This window comes from Marinomonas sp. SBI8L, from assembly GCF_001624705.1.
Classification (GTDB): Bacteria; Pseudomonadota; Gammaproteobacteria; order Pseudomonadales; family Marinomonadaceae; genus Marinomonas.
On record NZ_JSEO01000005.1, the window covers coordinates 314,799 to 332,063 of the forward strand.

Genomic DNA, 17,265 nt, shown 5'->3' on the forward strand with positions numbered 1-17,265 from the left:
TCCTTAACAACATCTTTAAACAAGATATGTTTAAAGCATGTTTAATCTTTTAATCATTCAATAAATATTATTTTTAAAATAATTTTCTTTTTAAAACCGTTCTTATGATTTCTTTTTAACAGGTTTTGGCCAGTTATCTTTATTTATCTGACGTGCTCTGGCAAAAGCTAATTGATCTTTATTAACTGTTTTTGTCACTGTTGATCCAGCAGCAATAGTCGCACCCTCACCAATTTCAACAGGGGCAACTAAAGAAGTGTTAGAGCCAACAAATACACCATCACCAATTTGAGTTAGCGACTTGTTAACACCATCATAGTTACAGGTTATCGTACCCGCCCCAACATTCACCTCTTCACCCATTTGGGTATCGCCTACATAACTAAGGTGACTAATTTTGCTGCCTTTTCCTATAACCGCTTTCTTTGTTTCTACAAAGTTTCCGATTTTGGCACCTTCTGCCAATTCGGAGCCAGGTCTTAGGCGAGCAAAAGGACCTAAATTACAGCTATCGCCTACCTGACTATTCTCAATCAAGGTATTAGAGTTAATAACAGTATTATCACCAATCACACAATTCTTAAGGTGGCAGTTGGCAGCGATAGAAACATTATCTCCAAGCTCAACATCACCTTCAAAGATACAATTAACATCGACTTGACAATCCATGCCTATTTTCAATTTTCCCCGCAGATCAAATCGAGCAGGGTCAACAAGCGTTAAGCCTTCAGCCATAAGCGTTTCTGCTTGATTTTTTTGCAGCTCTCTTTCTAACTGAGCCAATTGAATTTTGTCATTCACGCCAGACACTTCCGCTTCCGAGCTTGGATGTACAGTGACTATCTCAACACCATCTCGTGCCGCCATGGCGATAACATCTGTCAAATAATATTCACCTTGAGCGTTATTACAATTCAACTGAGATAACCAAGGAATGAGTTTTTGATTTGGCGCTAGCAAAATACCAGTATTCGCTTCTTTAATTTCTTGCTCAGTCTCAGAAGCATCCTTTTGCTCTACAATTGCCGTTACTTTGCCAGTTTCATTTCGCACAATGCGACCGTAACCTTGCGCACTCTCAAGAACGGCAGTTAATAACACCAAGGTATTTTCGTTTGCTAGCGATGCCATTTTTTGCAAAGTTTCAGAACGAATCAGTGGAACATCACCATATAAGGTCAACGTCATACCGTCTGGATCTAAACTATCAACAGCTCGCTTAACCGCATCGCCCGTTCCTTTTGGGTTATTCTGCCAAACTAAGTTAGCGCCAAAGCTCTGACACGCTTCTGCAACAGCATCACCTTGATGCCCAACAATAAGGTGTAAATTAACATTAGCAAGTGTCGTAGCCGTATCTAATACTCGTCTTATCATAGGTACACCCGCAATATTATGGAGCACCTTAGATTTATTCGACTTCATTCTACTGCCTTTGCCGGCAGCTAAGACTACGACATCCTGATTCATAAACACCCCAAAGAATTATTAACTTTCATTATTAATTTAATATTTTGCAATTAAACCTTGAGCGTTAAATCAAAACAACCCAAATTGTCATAAATAAAATGACAAGTAATTAACTATTTAACTTTTAAGGATATTAATAAATAACTCAGCGCTATTATTTTGCCCTTCTGGGTTTTCAATATGCGCATAGACAGGACAGGATAAAATAGAATCATTAATTAAGTTCAAGGAACACAACTTACTCGACACCAACTCACTTTCTACTTCACATAGAGGCAAATAGGCGTAACCCATTCCACTTTCAACCATAGCAATTGCAGCAGGGATATTGGCAACCTGAAAAGTATCATCGCTCATTAAATGGCTATCAATCACAATTTGTCGCTCGCGTTTCAAGTCTCTAGAGCAAACCCCATCAGATTGAAAAGCAAGCTTGTGAGTTTTTGAAACAACAGCAACCATCTCAAGCTTTAAAATAGAGGCAGATAAATCGCTTTCTGAGGCGTTAGTAGTTAGCTTAATACTCGTATGAGCACAATAAGGTTCGGGTTTTACTTTCGAAACAAGCTCTTCACTAAAGCTCAACCTTGTACCTGGAGACACTCTCTTAAATTCAGTAATAGCACGAAGAAGTAAAGAGTATGGGACACTGGGGCTAATATAAATATGTAGTTCATCACCCCAGTTTTGATTTAATGCATTAGCTAGATTCTCTAACTGCTCAGACTGCTGTAATAATGCACGTGAATGCTCCAGCAATATCAAGCCTCTATCCGTTAACTTAGCTTTTCGCCCTTCCATTTCAAGAATGGAAAAACCTAACTGTTGCTGCAGTTTAGTAACACTATAACTAATAGAGGACTGGCTTTTGTGTAGCACTTCAGCCGCTTGGGTAAACCCTCCAGCATCAACAACCGTGTGGAGAACTCGCCATTGTTCCAATGTTATTTTTGACATCTATCGCTCACCTTTTAAAGGAGAGTGAAGTTTAAAACCTATTGAGCTAAGGTAGCAACTATCGCCTGCGCGATCTCTTCAGGCTTTGAGTCATGATAAAGCAACTTAACCAATTCACTTTTCTTATCAATCAAGTAAAGTCTAGAGCTATGATCAACACTATAGCCCATCGCTGAATCCTCAAGCTCTACAATACGGTATACAGCACCGTATTGTTGAACGACTTTATCTATTTCCTTCTTCGTTCCTGTTACACCGACAAAACTTTCATTAAAGAAAGATACATAGTTAGACAGTATTGTAGGTGTATCTCGCTCAGGGTCTAAGCTGACAAACATCCCCTGTACTTGCTCTGCCTGCTCTGGCGTTAGCTGCTTCATTGCACGCGCGACATTAGTCAATGAAATAGGACAAACATCAGGACAATGAGTGAAGCCAAAAAACATAAGAACAAGCTTATCATCTCTAAAATCACTCAAGCTAACAGGTCCATCAGCACCCATCAAAGTAAATTCACCACCTAAAGATGAGAAAGCACTATTTGATCCACTTGCTTCTTTACCTTTAAACAATGCACTGCCAACACCAGCTAAAAGCGCCAAAGCCATTAAAATCACAATACTAGTCTTTTTATTTAACATTCCATGCTTTCCTTTAATATGGATTTAAACCTTATCTTTAGAGTCAGAGAGGCAATACTCAATTAATAACCACTTTCCTGCCTCATCTCAAACTCATATCTGGCTAAATAGTTATCACCACTTTCTTGCAACGTCATATCCAGTTGCCACAACATAACTTGAGTCGTGCAAAAAGGGATTCTGAGTAAACCTACCCATTTACCATCAACAAATTGAAGCTGTGTCTCGCTAATGCCCATATACATGGTCTTACCTTGAAGAAGAAAGTGCACACTCTCTAAATTATTTTGCTCACGCCCAGTAAGCTGCTTTGGCTCGACTTCAATTTGGATTGCTTGCCCTGCTGAAAAGTCATTCACAACAGAAACAAGGTAATCCTGCTGATCAATACTCACTTCACAAACATCTTGACCAAACTGACATGCATTGGTCGAAATTTTTGTTGCATTTTCAGTATCCGCCAACACGAATTCAGCAGCATTATTCGATATCCAATATAAAAGCGGTAATGCAACAACAGATATAAGTAAAAGAAACTTAGGTTTCATCTCAAAAAACAGCCCAGAAAATTTTCAAGTTAAAAAATAAACATACTAGTGATAACGCACAATAATCAGGTGACACATCATACAGAGACTAAGTTTGATTCTCACCAAATTATTCAATGACAAAAACAAATTATATTAAGTTCAAATCATTCGGTATAAATAGCAAATATTAAGGAAAGCAAAGAGCAGAAACATAAGTCGCTTTTATCATATTGTGTCTCACCTGAAACAGAGTACAATCAGCCAATCATTTTTATTGCCTTAAGGAACTTGCCTTGTCGACCTCTTTACACAATGCCTTACAAGCACTTTCTACATATTGCATTAACGAACAAGACGCCAGTACGCTTACCTTTCACCGTGGAATAGAGCGAGAAGCACTAAGAGTAAACAATAAAGATGGCCGTGTTTCACATAAACCACACCCAATATCTCTTGGCTCGGCACTCACTCACAAATCGGTGACAACAGACTACTCAGAAGCCTTGTTAGAGTTTATTACTAGCGTTCACCCTGACGTTGAAGGTGCACTAGAAGAGCTCGACAACATCCACTTATTTGTTAGCAAAGAATTAAAAAAAGAAGGCGAGTCACTTTGGCCAGCAAGTATGCCTGGGCTAATAGATGGCGATAAAGATGTACCTATTGCAGAGTATGGCAGCTCAAATTCAGGCCAATTAAAACACGCATACCGACAAGGACTTTCTTATCGCTATGGCCGTGTCATGCAATGTATTGCAGGCATGCACTATAACTTTTCTTTTGATGAAGACTTTTGGCGCTTCCTAAAAAGCTATAAAGAAGACAACCAAACCTCATCTACCGATTTCAAATCTGAGTCTTACTTCGCTTTAATCAGAAACTTCAGGCGCAGCTCTTGGTTACTCCCTCTTTTGTTCGGTGCATCTCCTGCAATCGACAAAAGTTTTTTACCAAATGGCCACAACAAACTAACAGAAACTAGCTCAGACACCCTTATTGGCGCTAATGCAACATCTTTAAGAATGAGTGATTTGGGCTACAGCAATGACGCCCAGGCGGATCTTTATGTTTGTTACAACGAAGTATCAACTTATATACAAACGATTCGAAATGCGATTCAAACACCGTATTCTGAATACGAAAAAATTGGCGTCAAGGTTGATAATAAATATCGCCAATTGAATTCCAACATTCTTCAAATTGAGAATGAATACTATAGCGACATTCGCCCTAAGCGAGTGGCCCAGTCCGGTGAACACCCAAGTGCTGCATTAAGAGATAAAGGGGTTGAATATATCGAAGTCAGAATAATGGACTTAGACCCTTTCTCTGCTATTGGTATGAGTAAAGATACTCTCTATTTCCTCGACACATACTTGGTTTATTGCATGTTACGCGGAGATGAGAAGTTCACTTCAGAAGAGTGTGAAGCACTTAGATCTCTTCAGCAAGAAACAGTCACTCAAGGGCGAGATCTTGATAAAGTCATTCGCTTCTTAGAAGGCCCTGCTAGCATTAAAAATCAAGCAGGCATGCTATTAGATGACATTTTAGAAGTCGCCAATACACTGACTAAGCTAACAGGAAATGCAGCCTATGTTAGCGCGGTTCAACAACAAATTGACAAGATAAATCGCAAGCAAACATTACCTTCAGATCAAATATCTAATTTATCAATAGAAGAAGGTAGTTATGCTAAAGCGATGTTAGCACTTGCGAACAAGCATCAAGCTAAATGGCAGGAAGAGTCTTTAAGCTCAGAAATTGAAAGCGAATTTCAGCAAGAATCTATTGCATCTATTCAGCGTCAAAAGCACATTGAAGAGAGTGACGAGCTAACTTTTGATGAGTTCTTACATGAGTATCTCAAACCTCAATAAGTTCAAGCCGAGATTGTATCTAAGAAAGCCATAAAGATTATGGCTTTCTTACCAAGCAGTTACTGAGTTACAAAGCTAGAGAAGAGCACATCTAAAATAGGTTCTTGGCCAGTTTCTTCTTTTAGCTTTTCGTTAAGTACATCAATCGCACCTTTACGAGACTCTTCTCTCGCGATAGCTCCCTTTAGCTGATTCGCTCTAAGCTCTGATAAGTAAATAACCAAACCATCTCTTACGATTGGCATATTTGCTTCGATAATGCCTGCACTCTGGGCGCCAGAGGCTCTAATGGTAATACTTGCCTTAATATATTTGAGTCGATTATTCTCCGTCGTATAATTCACAATAAAATCTGGTCTTAATTCAATATAAACTGGCATTGATGGGGAATCATTTTCAGCAAATGCACTCGAAGCTAATACCAAGCTTGAAATAAGTAGGGAAAAAACAATACGGAATAACATGAGCTCTCTCATTTAAAGTTAAATTGACAGTATACTAACTCCCTATCAGGAGTTTTGTCAGTAGTAATTAGTTTAATAATCTTTAAGGAATTGCAATGCCTAGCAAAGAAAACCAATTGACGTTTAAAGAATCGAGTCACAGCATTTTCAAATGGCTAACTCCAACAGCCTTTCATGGGCTTATCGCATTTACCTCCTTCGCATTACTAGGCGTTGCCTTTTATATGGAGTATGAGATGGGGCTTGAGCCTTGCCCGTTATGTATGCTGCAAAGGATTATGTTCTTAATCGTTGGCATAATTGCTTTAATTTCCTTCTTACATAAGTCTAGCTCAGCAATTAGATATTACGCTCTAGCCATCACAACTTTTTCTGTTTTAGGCGCTGCTTTGTCTATTAGACACCTATATCTACAAAACCTACCTGAAGATCAATTGCCTGCCTGCCTGCCTGGGCTAAGCTATATGGTCGAAGTATTTCCTTGGCAAGAAGTCATGAGCGCTATGATTATGGGTACAGGTGAATGCGGCGATGTTGTTTGGACATTTTTGGGCTTAAGCATTCCCGGTTGGACGCTAGTCGCATTTGCAGGAATTGCCATTATAAATTTTGTAATCTTTTGCAGCTTTAAGAAACGTTAAGCTGAGACTATTTACAATTCAAATTCCCCATCATCATTGCTTGCAGCCTAATGATGATGGGCATATGCTAGGAAGCGTTAGGACATGCGATATATCTCAAATGCCATATCCAAATGCCATAAATAAGAGATTTATCGCTAATGATATTAATCTCAAAATGGAGTCATACTCATGTTAGAAGGTTGTAAATCTGCACAAGAACGTTGGGGTGGCGTACACGACTTAATAGATCGCTGGTTAAATGCACGCCAGGCCCTCATTATTAACTTTGTCCAACTGAAGGAACGTGGCGAGTTCACACCTTTGGATACAAACAATATTCAAAAGGTATGCGAGCAGTTAATTGATTATATCTCAACAGGCCACTTTGAGGTTTATGAACAATTAGCAAAAGAAGCTGAAGCCTTTAACGATGATGGCGCTCTATTACTGCTAAAACAATTACTACCTGAAATTCAAGGCACAACCGAAGTTGTGGTTGAGTTTAATGATAAATTTGACACAAAAGAGCACTGCAATGAATTGCTTGGTGCACTTCCATTTTCTCTACAAGCTTTGAGCCTAGTTATGGCAGAAAGATTTAGCTTAGAAGATCGATTGATAGAAGAACTACATGAGGCCCATAGCGAGAAAAGTGCTTAATAAGATGTTGGTTAAATCCTTTTTGGTGTTTTCTTTTTCTACCTTGTTAATCGCCTGCTCATCTGGGGATGCCGTTAGCACCTCAGAATTAGCAAGCCAAGGACTTTACTCTGCTGACATTAGTGATGATGCAAAAACGTCACTAGTAGGCTCAATCCAGCATGGAGGCAGCTTATGGTCAGTCCAGAGTAACGAAAGGCGTTTCAATTGGAACCATGCAAAAGATGAGTTCACTCCTCTAATCAGTGTTGATATTGACCCTAGTGGTAGTTATGCAATTACAGGAGGAGCAAGAACATTAGTTCTTTGGAATACGGTGACAGGTAAATCTGAGGGTTTTTGGAACACACCTGGAGATATTAAGTCACTCATGGCGAATGAGAATGGTGACTTCGCCTTGGTAGGTATGGATGATCAAACTGCGCGCTACTTTGATGTTAAAAACGGAGGCATCAAACAAACCCTTAGAACAGGCGCCATCGTTCGTGCCGTCGCCTTAGATAAAGCAGGTGAAATTGCCGTTACAGGAGACGACAATTACAACGTCATACTATGGGACATCAAAACAGGTGAACAACGCCAGAAATGGCAGCTTTCAAATCGCATTGCATCTGTAGCCCTTTCATCAGATGGCAAATATGTTTTTGCTGCTGCACAGCTTGGCACAGCAAAAATTTGGTCAACAAGTTCAGGCGAAGTTGTCAGTGAAATAAGCACTGGCGGCCTAACATCTAGAAATATCACTTATGGTAAAGCAAAGTTTTCAGCTGATAATAGGCAATTATTAGTTGGCGGCATTAACAGTAGCGTAAAGTTATTAAGTGTATTAACAGGCGACACACTTAAATCTTGGACACTCAACAAAAAAGATAAATTAAGACCAACAGGTTCTTCAGTTCTTGCTGTCGCCTTCGGTTCTGGTGATAAGTATTATGCTATTGGCAGTAATGGCTTATTAAATATGCTTGATTAGAATGAATAACCTAAACCCTAATATCGCGCGCGTATTCTATATCCTTCCACCTTTACTCGGTTTAATATCTGTAGCTGCTGGAGCATTTGGCGCACATGCACTCCAGAACGCCTTACCAGACAAAAACATTGTCTGGTGGCAAACAGCGAGTGACTATCTGATGTATCACAGCCTAGCATCTCTTTTTACTTTATCTTTTTACACCAGTCTTCCCCAAATAAGGCACTGCTGCACCCTATTTAGTATCGGCAGCCTCTTATTCTGTGGCAGCCTCTTTTTTATGGCCCTCACAAGCAACAAATCTCTCGCTATTCTCACACCTATTGGCGGGCTTTTCTTTTTAGCAGGTTGGGGCTATATGATATGGCTCTTTTTAAGATTAAAAACCAAGACGACTAGCTAAACAGACCTATATTAAGCTAGGATTGCCCCTCATTTTAAATTTCCACCTATTGCATTAAAAATCATGACAGAACTCGACAAAAACCAAGAAAACAAACCCAATTTAGACGAAATTGAGCATAAAAGAACTATCCGTAGCTTTGTTGTTCGTGGCGGTAGAATGACCGAAGGTCAACAAAAAGCCTATGACGAAAACTGGGACTTTTATGGGCTTGATGTAGAAAATGGACTACTTAATTATCAAGATGTTTTTGGCCGTCAAGCAGACGTAGTAGTTGAAGTCGGGTTTGGCATGGGTAAATCCCTAGTCGAAATGGCAAAAAATGCTCCAGAAAAAGATTTCATTGGCATAGAGGTTCACCCACCAGGTGTTGCTAAGCTTATGATGACAGCCAAGGAAGAAGAAGTTAAAAACCTAAGAGTATATTGCCATGACGCAATAGAAGTGATGGCTCAATGTATCCCCAAAGCTTCTGTAAGCTGCTTTCAATTATTTTTTCCAGATCCTTGGCATAAAAAGAAACACAACAAACGTCGCATAGTACAAGCAAGCTTTGCCAACCAAATCGCTGAAATTTTAAGTGAGTCAGGTAATTTTCATATGGCAACCGACTGGGAACCTTATGCAGAACATATGATGGAAGTGATGGAAGCGCAAACAAACTACACCAATTCTGTTGGCGCAAATAAGTATCACCCAAGACCTGAGTGGCGTCCATTAACAAAGTTTGAGTTGCGTGGAGAAAAACTAGGGCATGGTGTTTGGGATTTAATCTACACCAAGAAATAACGAAACATTTAAATTGAGACAATTAAACTAATTGTCTCAATTTAATCAGATGAACTTAAAGTTCACAGCTCTCACGGCTATTACCAGCATCAAAGTATTCTTGGAATACTTTTGGTGTGCGGCCACGTCCAGTCCATAAATGCTCTTCGCCATTTACTTCCAAACGATATTTTGGCTCAACACTTTTACCTTTAGTTGCAATTGCTTTAGGTGCAGAAAGTGCAGCAATTTCATCAAGTGTTAATCCGCTTTGAGCAATAAGTTTTGCTAACTCTTCTGCTTTCTCAGTCCTTTGAGCCTCTTCAGCTTGTCGTAAGCTTTCCTCTTCCTTAAGCTTTTCTAGTGCATTAGAAAAACCAGAAATTAGATTTTCTAATTGGGCAATGGTTAATTCTTTAGCAGCAGCGCGTGCTTTTGCTTTATTGCCAGCAAGTTCAAGTAAAAGACTCATAATTATCCTCTGAATATAAAAAACGTGATAAATTAAATATAAGCACGTTACACATTAAAATCAAAATGCATTCTAAATTAAGAATTGCAAAAAATCTAATGTGTTTAATTATTTCATTTAAAAAACCGTATATATAATGTGCTTTAAAGTCATTTCATCCATTATTAAAGCCCGATTCATGAATCTATTCCTTTGAAATCATGCAAGAATAATGGATTTCTTATTTTTTTGTAAAAAGTTTGTAATGATAACTATTGGATTAAGTAATAAATGTTTAATTTAGAAAACCAACTAGCGAAAGAATTTAATATTTCTGTAAAAATTGTAAAAAACACACTTTCTCTGATTAATGAAGGTGCAAGCATTCCTTTTATTGCACGCTACAGAAAGGATCAAACTCAAGGTTTGAGTGATATTGATTTACGTAATTTCCAAATAAGACAAAAGCAATTACAAGAACTTGAAAACAATAAAATTAAATTAATAGAGAAGCTAACAAATAATAAACAACTAACAAGCGAATTAAAAAACAGCATTCAAGCAAGCCAAACAAAAAAACAACTTGAAGAAATTTACGCCCCCTACAAATCAACCAAACTGAGCGTATTTGAATTAGCAAGAAACCTAGATTTCGAAACACTGGCTTTAGAATCATGGAATCACTGGACATCCTGGAACGATGCAAAACTATTAGCACACACTAAGAATATTGATGAAAACATCTCTCTGGAAAACGCTAAGACACATATTATTAACCTGATCAGTGAACCTCTATTATTGACGCCAGATTTCATACAAGCCTGTGAAACCTATATTTATAATACGGGTATGATCAACAGCCGTGTTATTAGAGGAAAAAAGGAAGCAGGTGAAAAGTACCGTGATTACTTCGACTATAGCGAGGCAATTAAAAGCATCCCCTCTCACAGAGCTCTCGCTCTTTTTAGAGGCAAAAAAGAAGGTTTTATTAAACTAGCACTCAGTTTATCTACAAATGAAATACCCCGTTTGGCTATAAACTTTTTAAATAGTCTCAACTTAAAATACACAGTTCGACAAAATCGAACTTCTTTCATTCAAGAAGAGATTTTAAACCAGATATGGCTAACTAAAGTCCTCCCTAAAATAGAATCTAACCTATTGCTTCAATTGAAAGATAAAGCAGAAAATGAAGCATCTAATGTTTTTTCCCAGAACTTAAAAGCCTTATTAATGGCAGCGCCTGCTGGTAACAAAAGAATCATGGCACTTGACCCTGGATTCAAAAATGGTGTCAAAATAGCCGTCATTGATGAACAGGGAAACTTTCTAAAAGATGCTGTCATCTACCCCCACCCGCCGCAAAACAAAAAACATCAAAGTGAAGAAACATTAATAAATTTAATTAAAAATTTTAGGGTTAGCTTAATCGCACTAGGAAACGGTACAGCATCGAGAGAAACAGACAAATTTCTCAATGATTTAATTAAACGAGAAAATCTAGATGCTATATGTGTCACTGTCAGCGAGTCAGGAGCCTCTATATATTCTGCTTCAGAAATTGCTAGCAAAGAGTTTCCTGATTTAGATGTGACTATTAGAGGCGCAATATCTATTGCTAGACGCTTACAGGACCCCCTATCAGAGCTTATTAAAATTGATCCTGAATCAATTGGTGTAGGACAGTATCAACACGATATAAAAACAAGTCGATTAAAAGAGGCGTTGAATATTGTTATTGAGGATTGTGTTAACAAAGTAGGCGTTGACCTAAACTCAGCTTCTGCAAGTTTGTTAGAGCATATCTCTGGCCTTAGCCCAAGCTTAGCCAATAATATTGTCACCTATAGAAATGCACATGGTAGCTTTACCAATAGGAGTGAGCTAAAGCAGGTTAAAGGCATAGGCAATAAGAGCTTTGAGCATTGTGCTGGTTTTCTAAGAATTCAAACCAGTAATAACCCACTGGATGCATCTGGCGTTCACCCAGAAAGCTACCCATTAGTGGCTGAAATCGCCACAAAACTTGGCTCTTCGGTAAAAGCATTAATCAGTAATACACAAGCCATCGACAAGATTAAATCACTGCGTAGTGAGTTCCCTCACATTGATAACTATACCTTTGAAGACATTCTTTTAGAGTTAGCCAAACCTGGAAGAGATCCTAGGCCTGAGTTTAAATACGCAAAATTTGACCAGGGAATAGAAAAGATTTCTGATCTAGTAGAAGGCAAGATTCTAGAAGGGGTTGCAACCAATATAGCGGCTTTTGGCGTTTTTGTTGACATTGGCGTACATCAGGATGGCTTAGTTCATATTTCACAACTAGCGAACCGCTTCGTAAAAGATCCTGCGAGCTTAGTGAAAGTTGGCGATATTTTAAAAGTGGAAGTGTTAGATGTGGACGAGAAACGAAAAAGAATTTCTTTAAAAGCCATAGGTCTATAACAACAAAACATGATCGGCTAATGATAAGCCGATCATGCCTGCAATAACTAAAGACGCATTTCTATGCCACGTTCAGCCATAAACTCTTTTGCTTCAGGAACAGTGTACTCCCCGAAGTGGAAGATACTTGCAGCAAGCACAGCATCCGCTTTACCTTGAATAACGCCATCAACGAGATGCTCTAGGTTACCTACACCACCAGAGGCGATCACAGGCACATGCACAGCTTCACTGATTGCTCTAGTAACACCTAGATCAAAACCGTTTTTAGTACCGTCTCTATCCATACTAGTTAGCAAAATTTCACCAGCGCCATAATCAACCATCTTCTTAGCCCACTCAACCGCATCTAAGCCAGTTGGCTTACGGCCACCATGGGTAAATATTTCCCATTTATCTTCTTCACCTTCTTGACTCACTTTTTTTGCATCAATTGCAACTACGATACATTGTGAACCAAAACGTTGGGCAGCTTCTCTTACAAATTCAGGATTAAACACTGCAGCAGTATTAATGCCAACCTTATCCGCTCCCGCATTCAGCATGCGACGAATGTCATCACAAGTGCGAATACCACCACCAACCGTCAAAGGAATAAATACCTGACTAGCGATGGCTTCAACCATATGAACAGTAGTCGCTCTATCATCTGAACTGGCAGTAATATCTAAAAAAGTAATCTCATCAGCACCTTGTTCATCATAACGCTTAGCGACCTCTACAGGGTCACCCGCATCACGAATATCAAGAAACTGAACCCCTTTGACCACACGGCCATTATCAACATCTAAACAAGGGATAATACGTTTTGCTAAGCCCATTTCGACTCCTCAACTCTTGCTGCCGTATATTCAGGCATAATTCAAAAACAAACTAAGGCTTGCCATCCCAGTTCAAAAAGTTCTTATAAAGCTGCAAACCATCTTTATGACTTTTTTCAGGGTGGAACTGAACTGCAAACACATTATCTCTTGCTAAAGCGACACAAAATTCATGGCCATAATCACAGGTCCCAGCCACTTCGCTTTTATCTTCTGGCACAACATAAAAACTGTGTACGAAGTAGAAACGTGCCTGATCAGGAATATCTTTCCATAAAGGGTGCGCAATACTTTGCTTAACCTGATTCCAACCCATGTGAGGAACTTTTAACTTACTGCCATCATAGTCTTTGTGCTCTTCACCGAAGAAAAGCGCATTGCCTGCAAAGTGATTTAAACAATCAACACCTTCATTCTCTTCACTATGAGACATAAGGGATTGAATCCCTACACAAATCGCTAGAAATGGCTTTTCTTTCATCGCCTTTTGGATGCTTGGCACCAAACCCGTGCTGTACATTTCACCAATACAATCACGAATCGCTCCAACGCCAGGTAATAACACTCTATCTGCAGCCTCAATAACGGCTGGATCACTTGTTACTATTACCTGTGTATTCTCGTCAGCAACATGCTCTAATGCTTTTGCTACCGAGTGTAGGTTTCCCATTCCGTAATCAATGACTGCAACTGTTTTGTTACTTGCTAGTGTCATTTTTATGCCCTCTGAGCCTTACGGCTTATAAACAACCTTTAGTAGATGGCATTTGACCTGCCATACGCTCATCAACTTCTAGCGCCATACGTAGAGCGCGACCAAACGCTTTAAATACTGTCTCAGCTTGGTGATGAGTATTCTTACCACGTAAGTTATCAAGGTGAAGTGTCACTTGAGCATGGTTAACGAATCCATGGAAAAACTCAGAGAAAAGATCAACATCAAAGCCGCCGACCGAGCCACGAGTAAAAGGCACGTGCATTTCTAGTCCAGCACGGCCTGAAAAGTCGATAACCACACGAGACAAGGCTTCATCTAATGGTACATAAGCATGTCCATAGCGCTTAATACCCTTTTTATCGCCAACAGCCTGATTAAAAGCTTGGCCTAGGGTAATGCCTAGATCTTCTACCGTGTGATGGGCATCAATATGTAAATCACCAACTGCATGGATATCCAAATCAATCAAACCATGTCGTGCAACTTGATCTAACATATGATCTAAAAAAGGCACACCTGTTTCACAGTTAAATTTACCTGTTCCATCTAGGTTAATACTTACCTTAATTTGTGTTTCAAGCGTATTACGCTCAACACTAGCGATCCGATCTGACATAGGAATTACTCTCCTGGCATTGTTGGTATTGGCTGAATCAATAAAAATAAAAGACTTCTCTCTAGACTCACTAAGAGGGTGCAACTCATACGGACTGACGTAACGAGTAAGCTGAACGACTTTCAAATTTGCATAGGATCTCGATTATATACTCAAAATGCCGCTAAAAGCAGTTATATAAAGGAATTAAACGGGAAATTAAACCAACTTTATTTGCATATATTAAGTTCTACTTTAAGGAAGCTATGAATAAGCACTCCCGTCTCAGCGTGTAGATAAAAGCCGCTAGATTTATGACGAGGGGCGAAACTTAATAGCTATTCTATTGATAAGGCCCTCAACGTAAATATAGGGCTTTTAGGTCACGCCCTCCGGGTCTTTGAAGAATACTTAAACGGCATATCAGAAAAAGCGTCATTCTGTGTTAGCTCTTCTCGAAATGTGCCTAGATTGCATCAACGTGATACCTTGTTTGACACTTTTTTTCCATATACCTTAAAAGAGGAGACTGAGAAGAGGAGACTGATTCGAAGTTTCCTTAAGCAAAGGTTATGGCAAGCTAATTACTAGTGATATCATGCCGCCACCTTTATTTAAGTGACACAAAAATGCAGCCTATCGATAATTTTGCAGACAGAGTTTTAACTTGGTTTGATCAACATGGACGCAAAGATCTTCCGTGGCAAATGGATAAAACGCCTTACCGGGTCTGGATTTCAGAAATTATGTTACAACAGACTCAAGTAGTGACTGTTATTCCCTATTATCAGAAATTCATGACAAGCTTTCCGGATGTATATCATCTTGCTGATGCCCCAGAAGATGAAGTGCTCGCTCACTGGAGTGGTTTAGGCTATTACGCTCGCGCCAGAAACCTTCATAAAGCAGCGAAAGTGCTGGCTAATGAGCTTGATGGCACTTTTCCGGCAAGCTTAGAAGGCGTATGTGAACTTTCAGGTATTGGTAGATCCACGGCTGCTGCAATTCTATCTATCTCTCGTAATGAGCAAACGGCTATTTTAGATGGCAATGTTAAAAGGGTTTTAGGTCGTTTCCATGCAATCGATACTTGGCCAGGTGAAAAGAAAACCGAAAATGCCATGTGGGAGCTAGCTGAGAGCTATATGCCGGCAAAACGTTGTGGCGATTACACTCAGGCCATGATGGATTTGGGTGCCACTCTCTGTACTCGCAGTAAGCCTCAATGTTTGCTCTGCCCTATCCAAGATGATTGCCAAGCCCTTGCCTCAGGTACACCAACAGATTACCCGATTAAAAAACCTAAAAAGAGTATTCCAACACGACAAACAGATATGTTGGTACTACAAAACCCGGATGGAAAAGTTTTGTTAGAAAAAAGACCAAGCACAGGTATTTGGGGTGGATTGTGGAGTTTGCCTGAAAGCCAAGATGAGGCCATAACGTTAGCCACAGAGCAAAGGTTTAAAGTAACAATAGAAAACCTAAGCACTCTCACAGAGTTTCGTCATACCTTTAGCCACTATCATTTAGAGATAACGCCTTACTTAGCAAGCATTCAAGCCAGCGACGAAATAGGTGAAGATGGTAAATACAAATGGTATACATTAAAAGAAACCATGGCTTTAGGTTTACCAACGCCGGTTCGCAAAATTCTGACGCCTTTATTAGATAAATAAGGCAATGAATCAAGCCAACTTTATAGCTTGAAACTTGGGGCTAAAGCCCCATTATTAAAACATAATTCATTTTTATACGAACAAGATAAGGGCCGAGAAGATGGCACAGACAGTTTTTTGCAAAAAACATCAGAAGCAGCTTGAAGGTTTAGATCGCGCACCTTTTCCCGGCCAAAAAGGAATTGATGTTCTAGAAAACATTTCAAAACAAGCCTGGCAAGAGTGGCAAGCCCTGCAAACTATGCTGATCAATGAAAAGCAACTAAACATGATGCAAGCAGACTCACGCAAATACATAATGGAGCAGATGGAAAAGTTTTTTAACAATGAAGAAACAGACAAAATTCAAGGCCATACAGATTTTGACGATATAGAAGAGCTATAAAACTTAAATCCGTAATAACAGACACAAAAAAGCCGCGATTAATATTAATCGCGGCTTTTTTTATAGCTTCTACAGAATTACTCTGCTTCAGGCTCAATAAACAATTCTAGATTTAGCCAAGTTGCTAATTTCAATCTAAGCTCATCAATACCATCGCCATTCAAACCGGAGAAAGTTTGTACAGTCCCTATTACCTCTAAATCTTTAAGAGCTTTAGCCACTTGCAACTTAGTTGATTTTGCAGGACCACGCTTTAACTTATCAGATTTAGTCAAAATCACATGAACTTGCATTTTATTAGACTTAGCCCAGTCCAACATCATGTGGTCAAACTCTTTTAAAGGGTGACGTATATCCATAACCAAAACGACACCAGCCAAAGAGCGGCGATTCATTAGGTAGTCTTGCATATGCGCTTGCCACTTCATTTTCATGGCAACAGGTACTTTCGCAAAGCCGTAACCTGGCAAATCTATTAGACGACGATCTTCAACATTTAGCCCAAAACAGTTAATCAACTGGGTACGTCCCGGCGTTTTCGAAGTACGCGCCAGTTTCTTCTGATCAGTTAAGGTATTTAGGGCAGTTGATTTACCCGCATTAGATCTTCCCGCGAAGGCAACTTCTAAACCTTGGTCAACTGGGCATTGGGATAATTTCTCAGCACTTTTAATAAAATGAGCCGAGCGAAAAATGGAATCAAAGGGTGTCATATACTTGATATTCGTCAATAGAGTAGGATTAGCGTTCACGTTTTACATCTGGTTGTATATAATGCCTGCTAATTTGCTTATTTACC

The 17,265-nt window shown here is 39.3% G+C and carries 19 protein-coding genes; 9 read left to right on the plus strand and 10 right to left on the minus strand.

Going from position 1 to position 17,265, the window contains the following annotated elements:
• Positions 1 to 102: 102 nt before the first annotated feature.
• The 4 genes from glmU to OA91_RS09845 all read right to left on the minus strand — a co-directional run bounded on the left by glmU (position 103) and on the right by OA91_RS09845 (position 3,616).
• Positions 103 to 1,470 carry a bifunctional UDP-N-acetylglucosamine diphosphorylase/glucosamine-1-phosphate N-acetyltransferase GlmU gene (gene glmU, locus OA91_RS09830; RefSeq protein ID WP_063338084.1) on the minus strand — a complete coding sequence of 456 codons (1,368 nt, stop codon included), beginning with the start codon at positions 1,468 to 1,470 and terminating at the stop codon, positions 103 to 105.
• A 117-nt stretch (positions 1,471 to 1,587) separates the two neighbouring features.
• Positions 1,588 to 2,427, minus strand: a complete 840-nt coding sequence (locus OA91_RS09835) for a LysR family transcriptional regulator (protein ID WP_063338085.1) — start codon at positions 2,425 to 2,427, stop codon at positions 1,588 to 1,590.
• A 38-nt stretch (positions 2,428 to 2,465) separates the two neighbouring features.
• Complete coding sequence (locus OA91_RS09840; RefSeq protein WP_063338086.1) at positions 2,466 to 3,068, minus strand: SCO family protein; 603 nt, start codon at positions 3,066 to 3,068, stop codon at positions 2,466 to 2,468.
• Between the two features lie 62 nt (positions 3,069 to 3,130).
• Complete coding sequence (locus OA91_RS09845; RefSeq protein WP_063338087.1) at positions 3,131 to 3,616, minus strand: hypothetical protein; 486 nt, start codon at positions 3,614 to 3,616, stop codon at positions 3,131 to 3,133.
• Between the two features lie 275 nt (positions 3,617 to 3,891).
• Here OA91_RS09845 and gshA point away from each other — a divergent pair, with 275 nt between their 5' ends.
• Complete coding sequence (gene gshA / locus OA91_RS09850; protein WP_063338088.1) at positions 3,892 to 5,478, plus strand: glutamate--cysteine ligase; 1,587 nt, start codon at positions 3,892 to 3,894, stop codon at positions 5,476 to 5,478.
• Positions 5,479 to 5,537: 59 nt separating this feature from the next.
• On the opposite strand, the gene OA91_RS09855 is transcribed toward gshA, so the two are convergent.
• Positions 5,538 to 5,942, minus strand: coding sequence for a flagellar basal body-associated FliL family protein (locus tag OA91_RS09855; RefSeq protein ID WP_046015671.1), 405 nt, complete (start codon positions 5,940 to 5,942; stop codon positions 5,538 to 5,540).
• A 95-nt stretch (positions 5,943 to 6,037) separates the two neighbouring features.
• Between OA91_RS09855 and OA91_RS09860 the strand changes: the two genes are divergently transcribed.
• The 5 genes from OA91_RS09860 to trmB all read left to right on the plus strand — a co-directional run bounded on the left by OA91_RS09860 (position 6,038) and on the right by trmB (position 9,390).
• Positions 6,038 to 6,583 carry a disulfide bond formation protein B gene (locus OA91_RS09860; RefSeq protein WP_052701815.1) on the plus strand — a complete coding sequence of 182 codons (546 nt, stop codon included), beginning with the start codon at positions 6,038 to 6,040 and terminating at the stop codon, positions 6,581 to 6,583.
• Between the two features lie 171 nt (positions 6,584 to 6,754).
• Positions 6,755 to 7,225 carry an Rsd/AlgQ family anti-sigma factor gene (locus tag OA91_RS09865; RefSeq protein WP_046015670.1) on the plus strand — a complete coding sequence of 157 codons (471 nt, stop codon included), beginning with the start codon at positions 6,755 to 6,757 and terminating at the stop codon, positions 7,223 to 7,225.
• A gap of 4 nt (positions 7,226 to 7,229) precedes the next feature.
• Positions 7,230 to 8,198 (plus strand): WD40 repeat domain-containing protein, encoded by a 969-nt coding sequence (locus tag OA91_RS09870; RefSeq protein ID WP_046015669.1) that lies wholly within the window; start codon positions 7,230 to 7,232, stop codon positions 8,196 to 8,198.
• Between the two features lies 1 nt (position 8,199).
• Positions 8,200 to 8,601: a DUF423 domain-containing protein gene (locus OA91_RS09875; protein ID WP_063338089.1), complete on the plus strand. Its 402-nt coding sequence runs from the start codon at positions 8,200 to 8,202 to the stop codon at positions 8,599 to 8,601.
• Between the two features lie 63 nt (positions 8,602 to 8,664).
• Positions 8,665 to 9,390 carry a tRNA (guanosine(46)-N7)-methyltransferase TrmB gene (gene trmB / locus OA91_RS09880; RefSeq protein WP_063338090.1) on the plus strand — a complete coding sequence of 242 codons (726 nt, stop codon included), beginning with the start codon at positions 8,665 to 8,667 and terminating at the stop codon, positions 9,388 to 9,390.
• A 55-nt stretch (positions 9,391 to 9,445) separates the two neighbouring features.
• Here the strand turns inward: trmB and OA91_RS09885 are convergent, their stop codons facing one another.
• Complete coding sequence (locus OA91_RS09885; RefSeq protein WP_046015640.1) at positions 9,446 to 9,841, minus strand: H-NS histone family protein; 396 nt, start codon at positions 9,839 to 9,841, stop codon at positions 9,446 to 9,448.
• A gap of 270 nt (positions 9,842 to 10,111) precedes the next feature.
• On the opposite strand from OA91_RS09885, the gene OA91_RS09890 reads away from it, so the two are divergent.
• Positions 10,112 to 12,268 (plus strand): helix-hairpin-helix domain-containing protein, encoded by a 2,157-nt coding sequence (locus OA91_RS09890; protein ID WP_063338091.1) that lies wholly within the window; start codon positions 10,112 to 10,114, stop codon positions 12,266 to 12,268.
• A 47-nt stretch (positions 12,269 to 12,315) separates the two neighbouring features.
• On the opposite strand, the gene hisF is transcribed toward OA91_RS09890, so the two are convergent.
• The 3 genes from hisF to hisB are packed head-to-tail and all read right to left on the minus strand — an operon-like array spanning position 12,316 to position 14,423.
• The gene (gene hisF / locus OA91_RS09895; protein WP_046015638.1) at positions 12,316 to 13,089 is read right to left on the minus strand and encodes an imidazole glycerol phosphate synthase subunit HisF; all 774 of its coding nucleotides are present in this window, start codon (positions 13,087 to 13,089) and stop codon (positions 12,316 to 12,318) included.
• A 52-nt stretch (positions 13,090 to 13,141) separates the two neighbouring features.
• Positions 13,142 to 13,804 (minus strand): imidazole glycerol phosphate synthase subunit HisH, encoded by a 663-nt coding sequence (gene hisH / locus OA91_RS09900; protein WP_063338092.1) that lies wholly within the window; start codon positions 13,802 to 13,804, stop codon positions 13,142 to 13,144.
• 25 nt (positions 13,805 to 13,829) lie between these two features.
• Positions 13,830 to 14,423: an imidazoleglycerol-phosphate dehydratase HisB gene (gene hisB / locus OA91_RS09905; protein ID WP_009834134.1), complete on the minus strand. Its 594-nt coding sequence runs from the start codon at positions 14,421 to 14,423 to the stop codon at positions 13,830 to 13,832.
• A 608-nt stretch (positions 14,424 to 15,031) separates the two neighbouring features.
• On the opposite strand from hisB, the gene mutY reads away from it, so the two are divergent.
• On the plus strand, positions 15,032 to 16,081 hold the full coding sequence (mutY, locus tag OA91_RS09910) for an A/G-specific adenine glycosylase (RefSeq protein WP_063338093.1): 1,050 nt from the start codon (positions 15,032 to 15,034) through the stop codon (positions 16,079 to 16,081).
• A 100-nt stretch (positions 16,082 to 16,181) separates the two neighbouring features.
• Positions 16,182 to 16,466, plus strand: coding sequence for an oxidative damage protection protein (locus OA91_RS09915; protein WP_046015635.1), 285 nt, complete (start codon positions 16,182 to 16,184; stop codon positions 16,464 to 16,466).
• 77 nt (positions 16,467 to 16,543) lie between these two features.
• On the opposite strand, the gene yihA is transcribed toward OA91_RS09915, so the two are convergent.
• Positions 16,544 to 17,179, minus strand: coding sequence for a ribosome biogenesis GTP-binding protein YihA/YsxC (yihA, locus tag OA91_RS09920; protein ID WP_046015634.1), 636 nt, complete (start codon positions 17,177 to 17,179; stop codon positions 16,544 to 16,546).
• Positions 17,180 to 17,265: the final 86 nt, after the last annotated feature.

Bases quoted from the DNA above. Each gene is read 5' to 3' on its own strand.
- glmU (WP_063338084.1), bottom strand. From the start codon at position 1,470: ATGAATCAGGATGTCGTAGTCTTAGCTGCCGGCAAAGGCAGTAGAATG.
- OA91_RS09835 (WP_063338085.1), bottom strand. From the start codon at position 2,427: ATGTCAAAAATAACATTGGAACAATGGCGAGTTCTCCACACGGTTGTT.
- OA91_RS09840 (WP_063338086.1), bottom strand. From the start codon at position 3,068: ATGTTAAATAAAAAGACTAGTATTGTGATTTTAATGGCTTTGGCGCTT.
- OA91_RS09845 (WP_063338087.1), bottom strand. From the start codon at position 3,616: ATGAAACCTAAGTTTCTTTTACTTATATCTGTTGTTGCATTACCGCTT.
- OA91_RS09855 (WP_046015671.1), bottom strand. From the start codon at position 5,942: ATGTTATTCCGTATTGTTTTTTCCCTACTTATTTCAAGCTTGGTATTA.
- OA91_RS09860 (WP_052701815.1), top strand. From the start codon at position 6,038: ATGCCTAGCAAAGAAAACCAATTGACGTTTAAAGAATCGAGTCACAGC.
- OA91_RS09865 (WP_046015670.1), top strand. From the start codon at position 6,755: ATGTTAGAAGGTTGTAAATCTGCACAAGAACGTTGGGGTGGCGTACAC.
- OA91_RS09870 (WP_046015669.1), top strand. From the start codon at position 7,230: ATGTTGGTTAAATCCTTTTTGGTGTTTTCTTTTTCTACCTTGTTAATC.
- OA91_RS09875 (WP_063338089.1), top strand. From the start codon at position 8,200: ATGAATAACCTAAACCCTAATATCGCGCGCGTATTCTATATCCTTCCA.
- trmB (WP_063338090.1), top strand. From the start codon at position 8,665: ATGACAGAACTCGACAAAAACCAAGAAAACAAACCCAATTTAGACGAA.
- OA91_RS09885 (WP_046015640.1), bottom strand. From the start codon at position 9,841: ATGAGTCTTTTACTTGAACTTGCTGGCAATAAAGCAAAAGCACGCGCT.
- OA91_RS09890 (WP_063338091.1), top strand. From the start codon at position 10,112: ATGTTTAATTTAGAAAACCAACTAGCGAAAGAATTTAATATTTCTGTA.
- hisF (WP_046015638.1), bottom strand. From the start codon at position 13,089: ATGGGCTTAGCAAAACGTATTATCCCTTGTTTAGATGTTGATAATGGC.
- hisH (WP_063338092.1), bottom strand. From the start codon at position 13,804: ATGACACTAGCAAGTAACAAAACAGTTGCAGTCATTGATTACGGAATG.
- hisB (WP_009834134.1), bottom strand. From the start codon at position 14,423: ATGTCAGATCGGATCGCTAGTGTTGAGCGTAATACGCTTGAAACACAA.
- mutY (WP_063338093.1), top strand. From the start codon at position 15,032: ATGCAGCCTATCGATAATTTTGCAGACAGAGTTTTAACTTGGTTTGAT.
- OA91_RS09915 (WP_046015635.1), top strand. From the start codon at position 16,182: ATGGCACAGACAGTTTTTTGCAAAAAACATCAGAAGCAGCTTGAAGGT.
- yihA (WP_046015634.1), bottom strand. From the start codon at position 17,179: ATGACACCCTTTGATTCCATTTTTCGCTCGGCTCATTTTATTAAAAGT.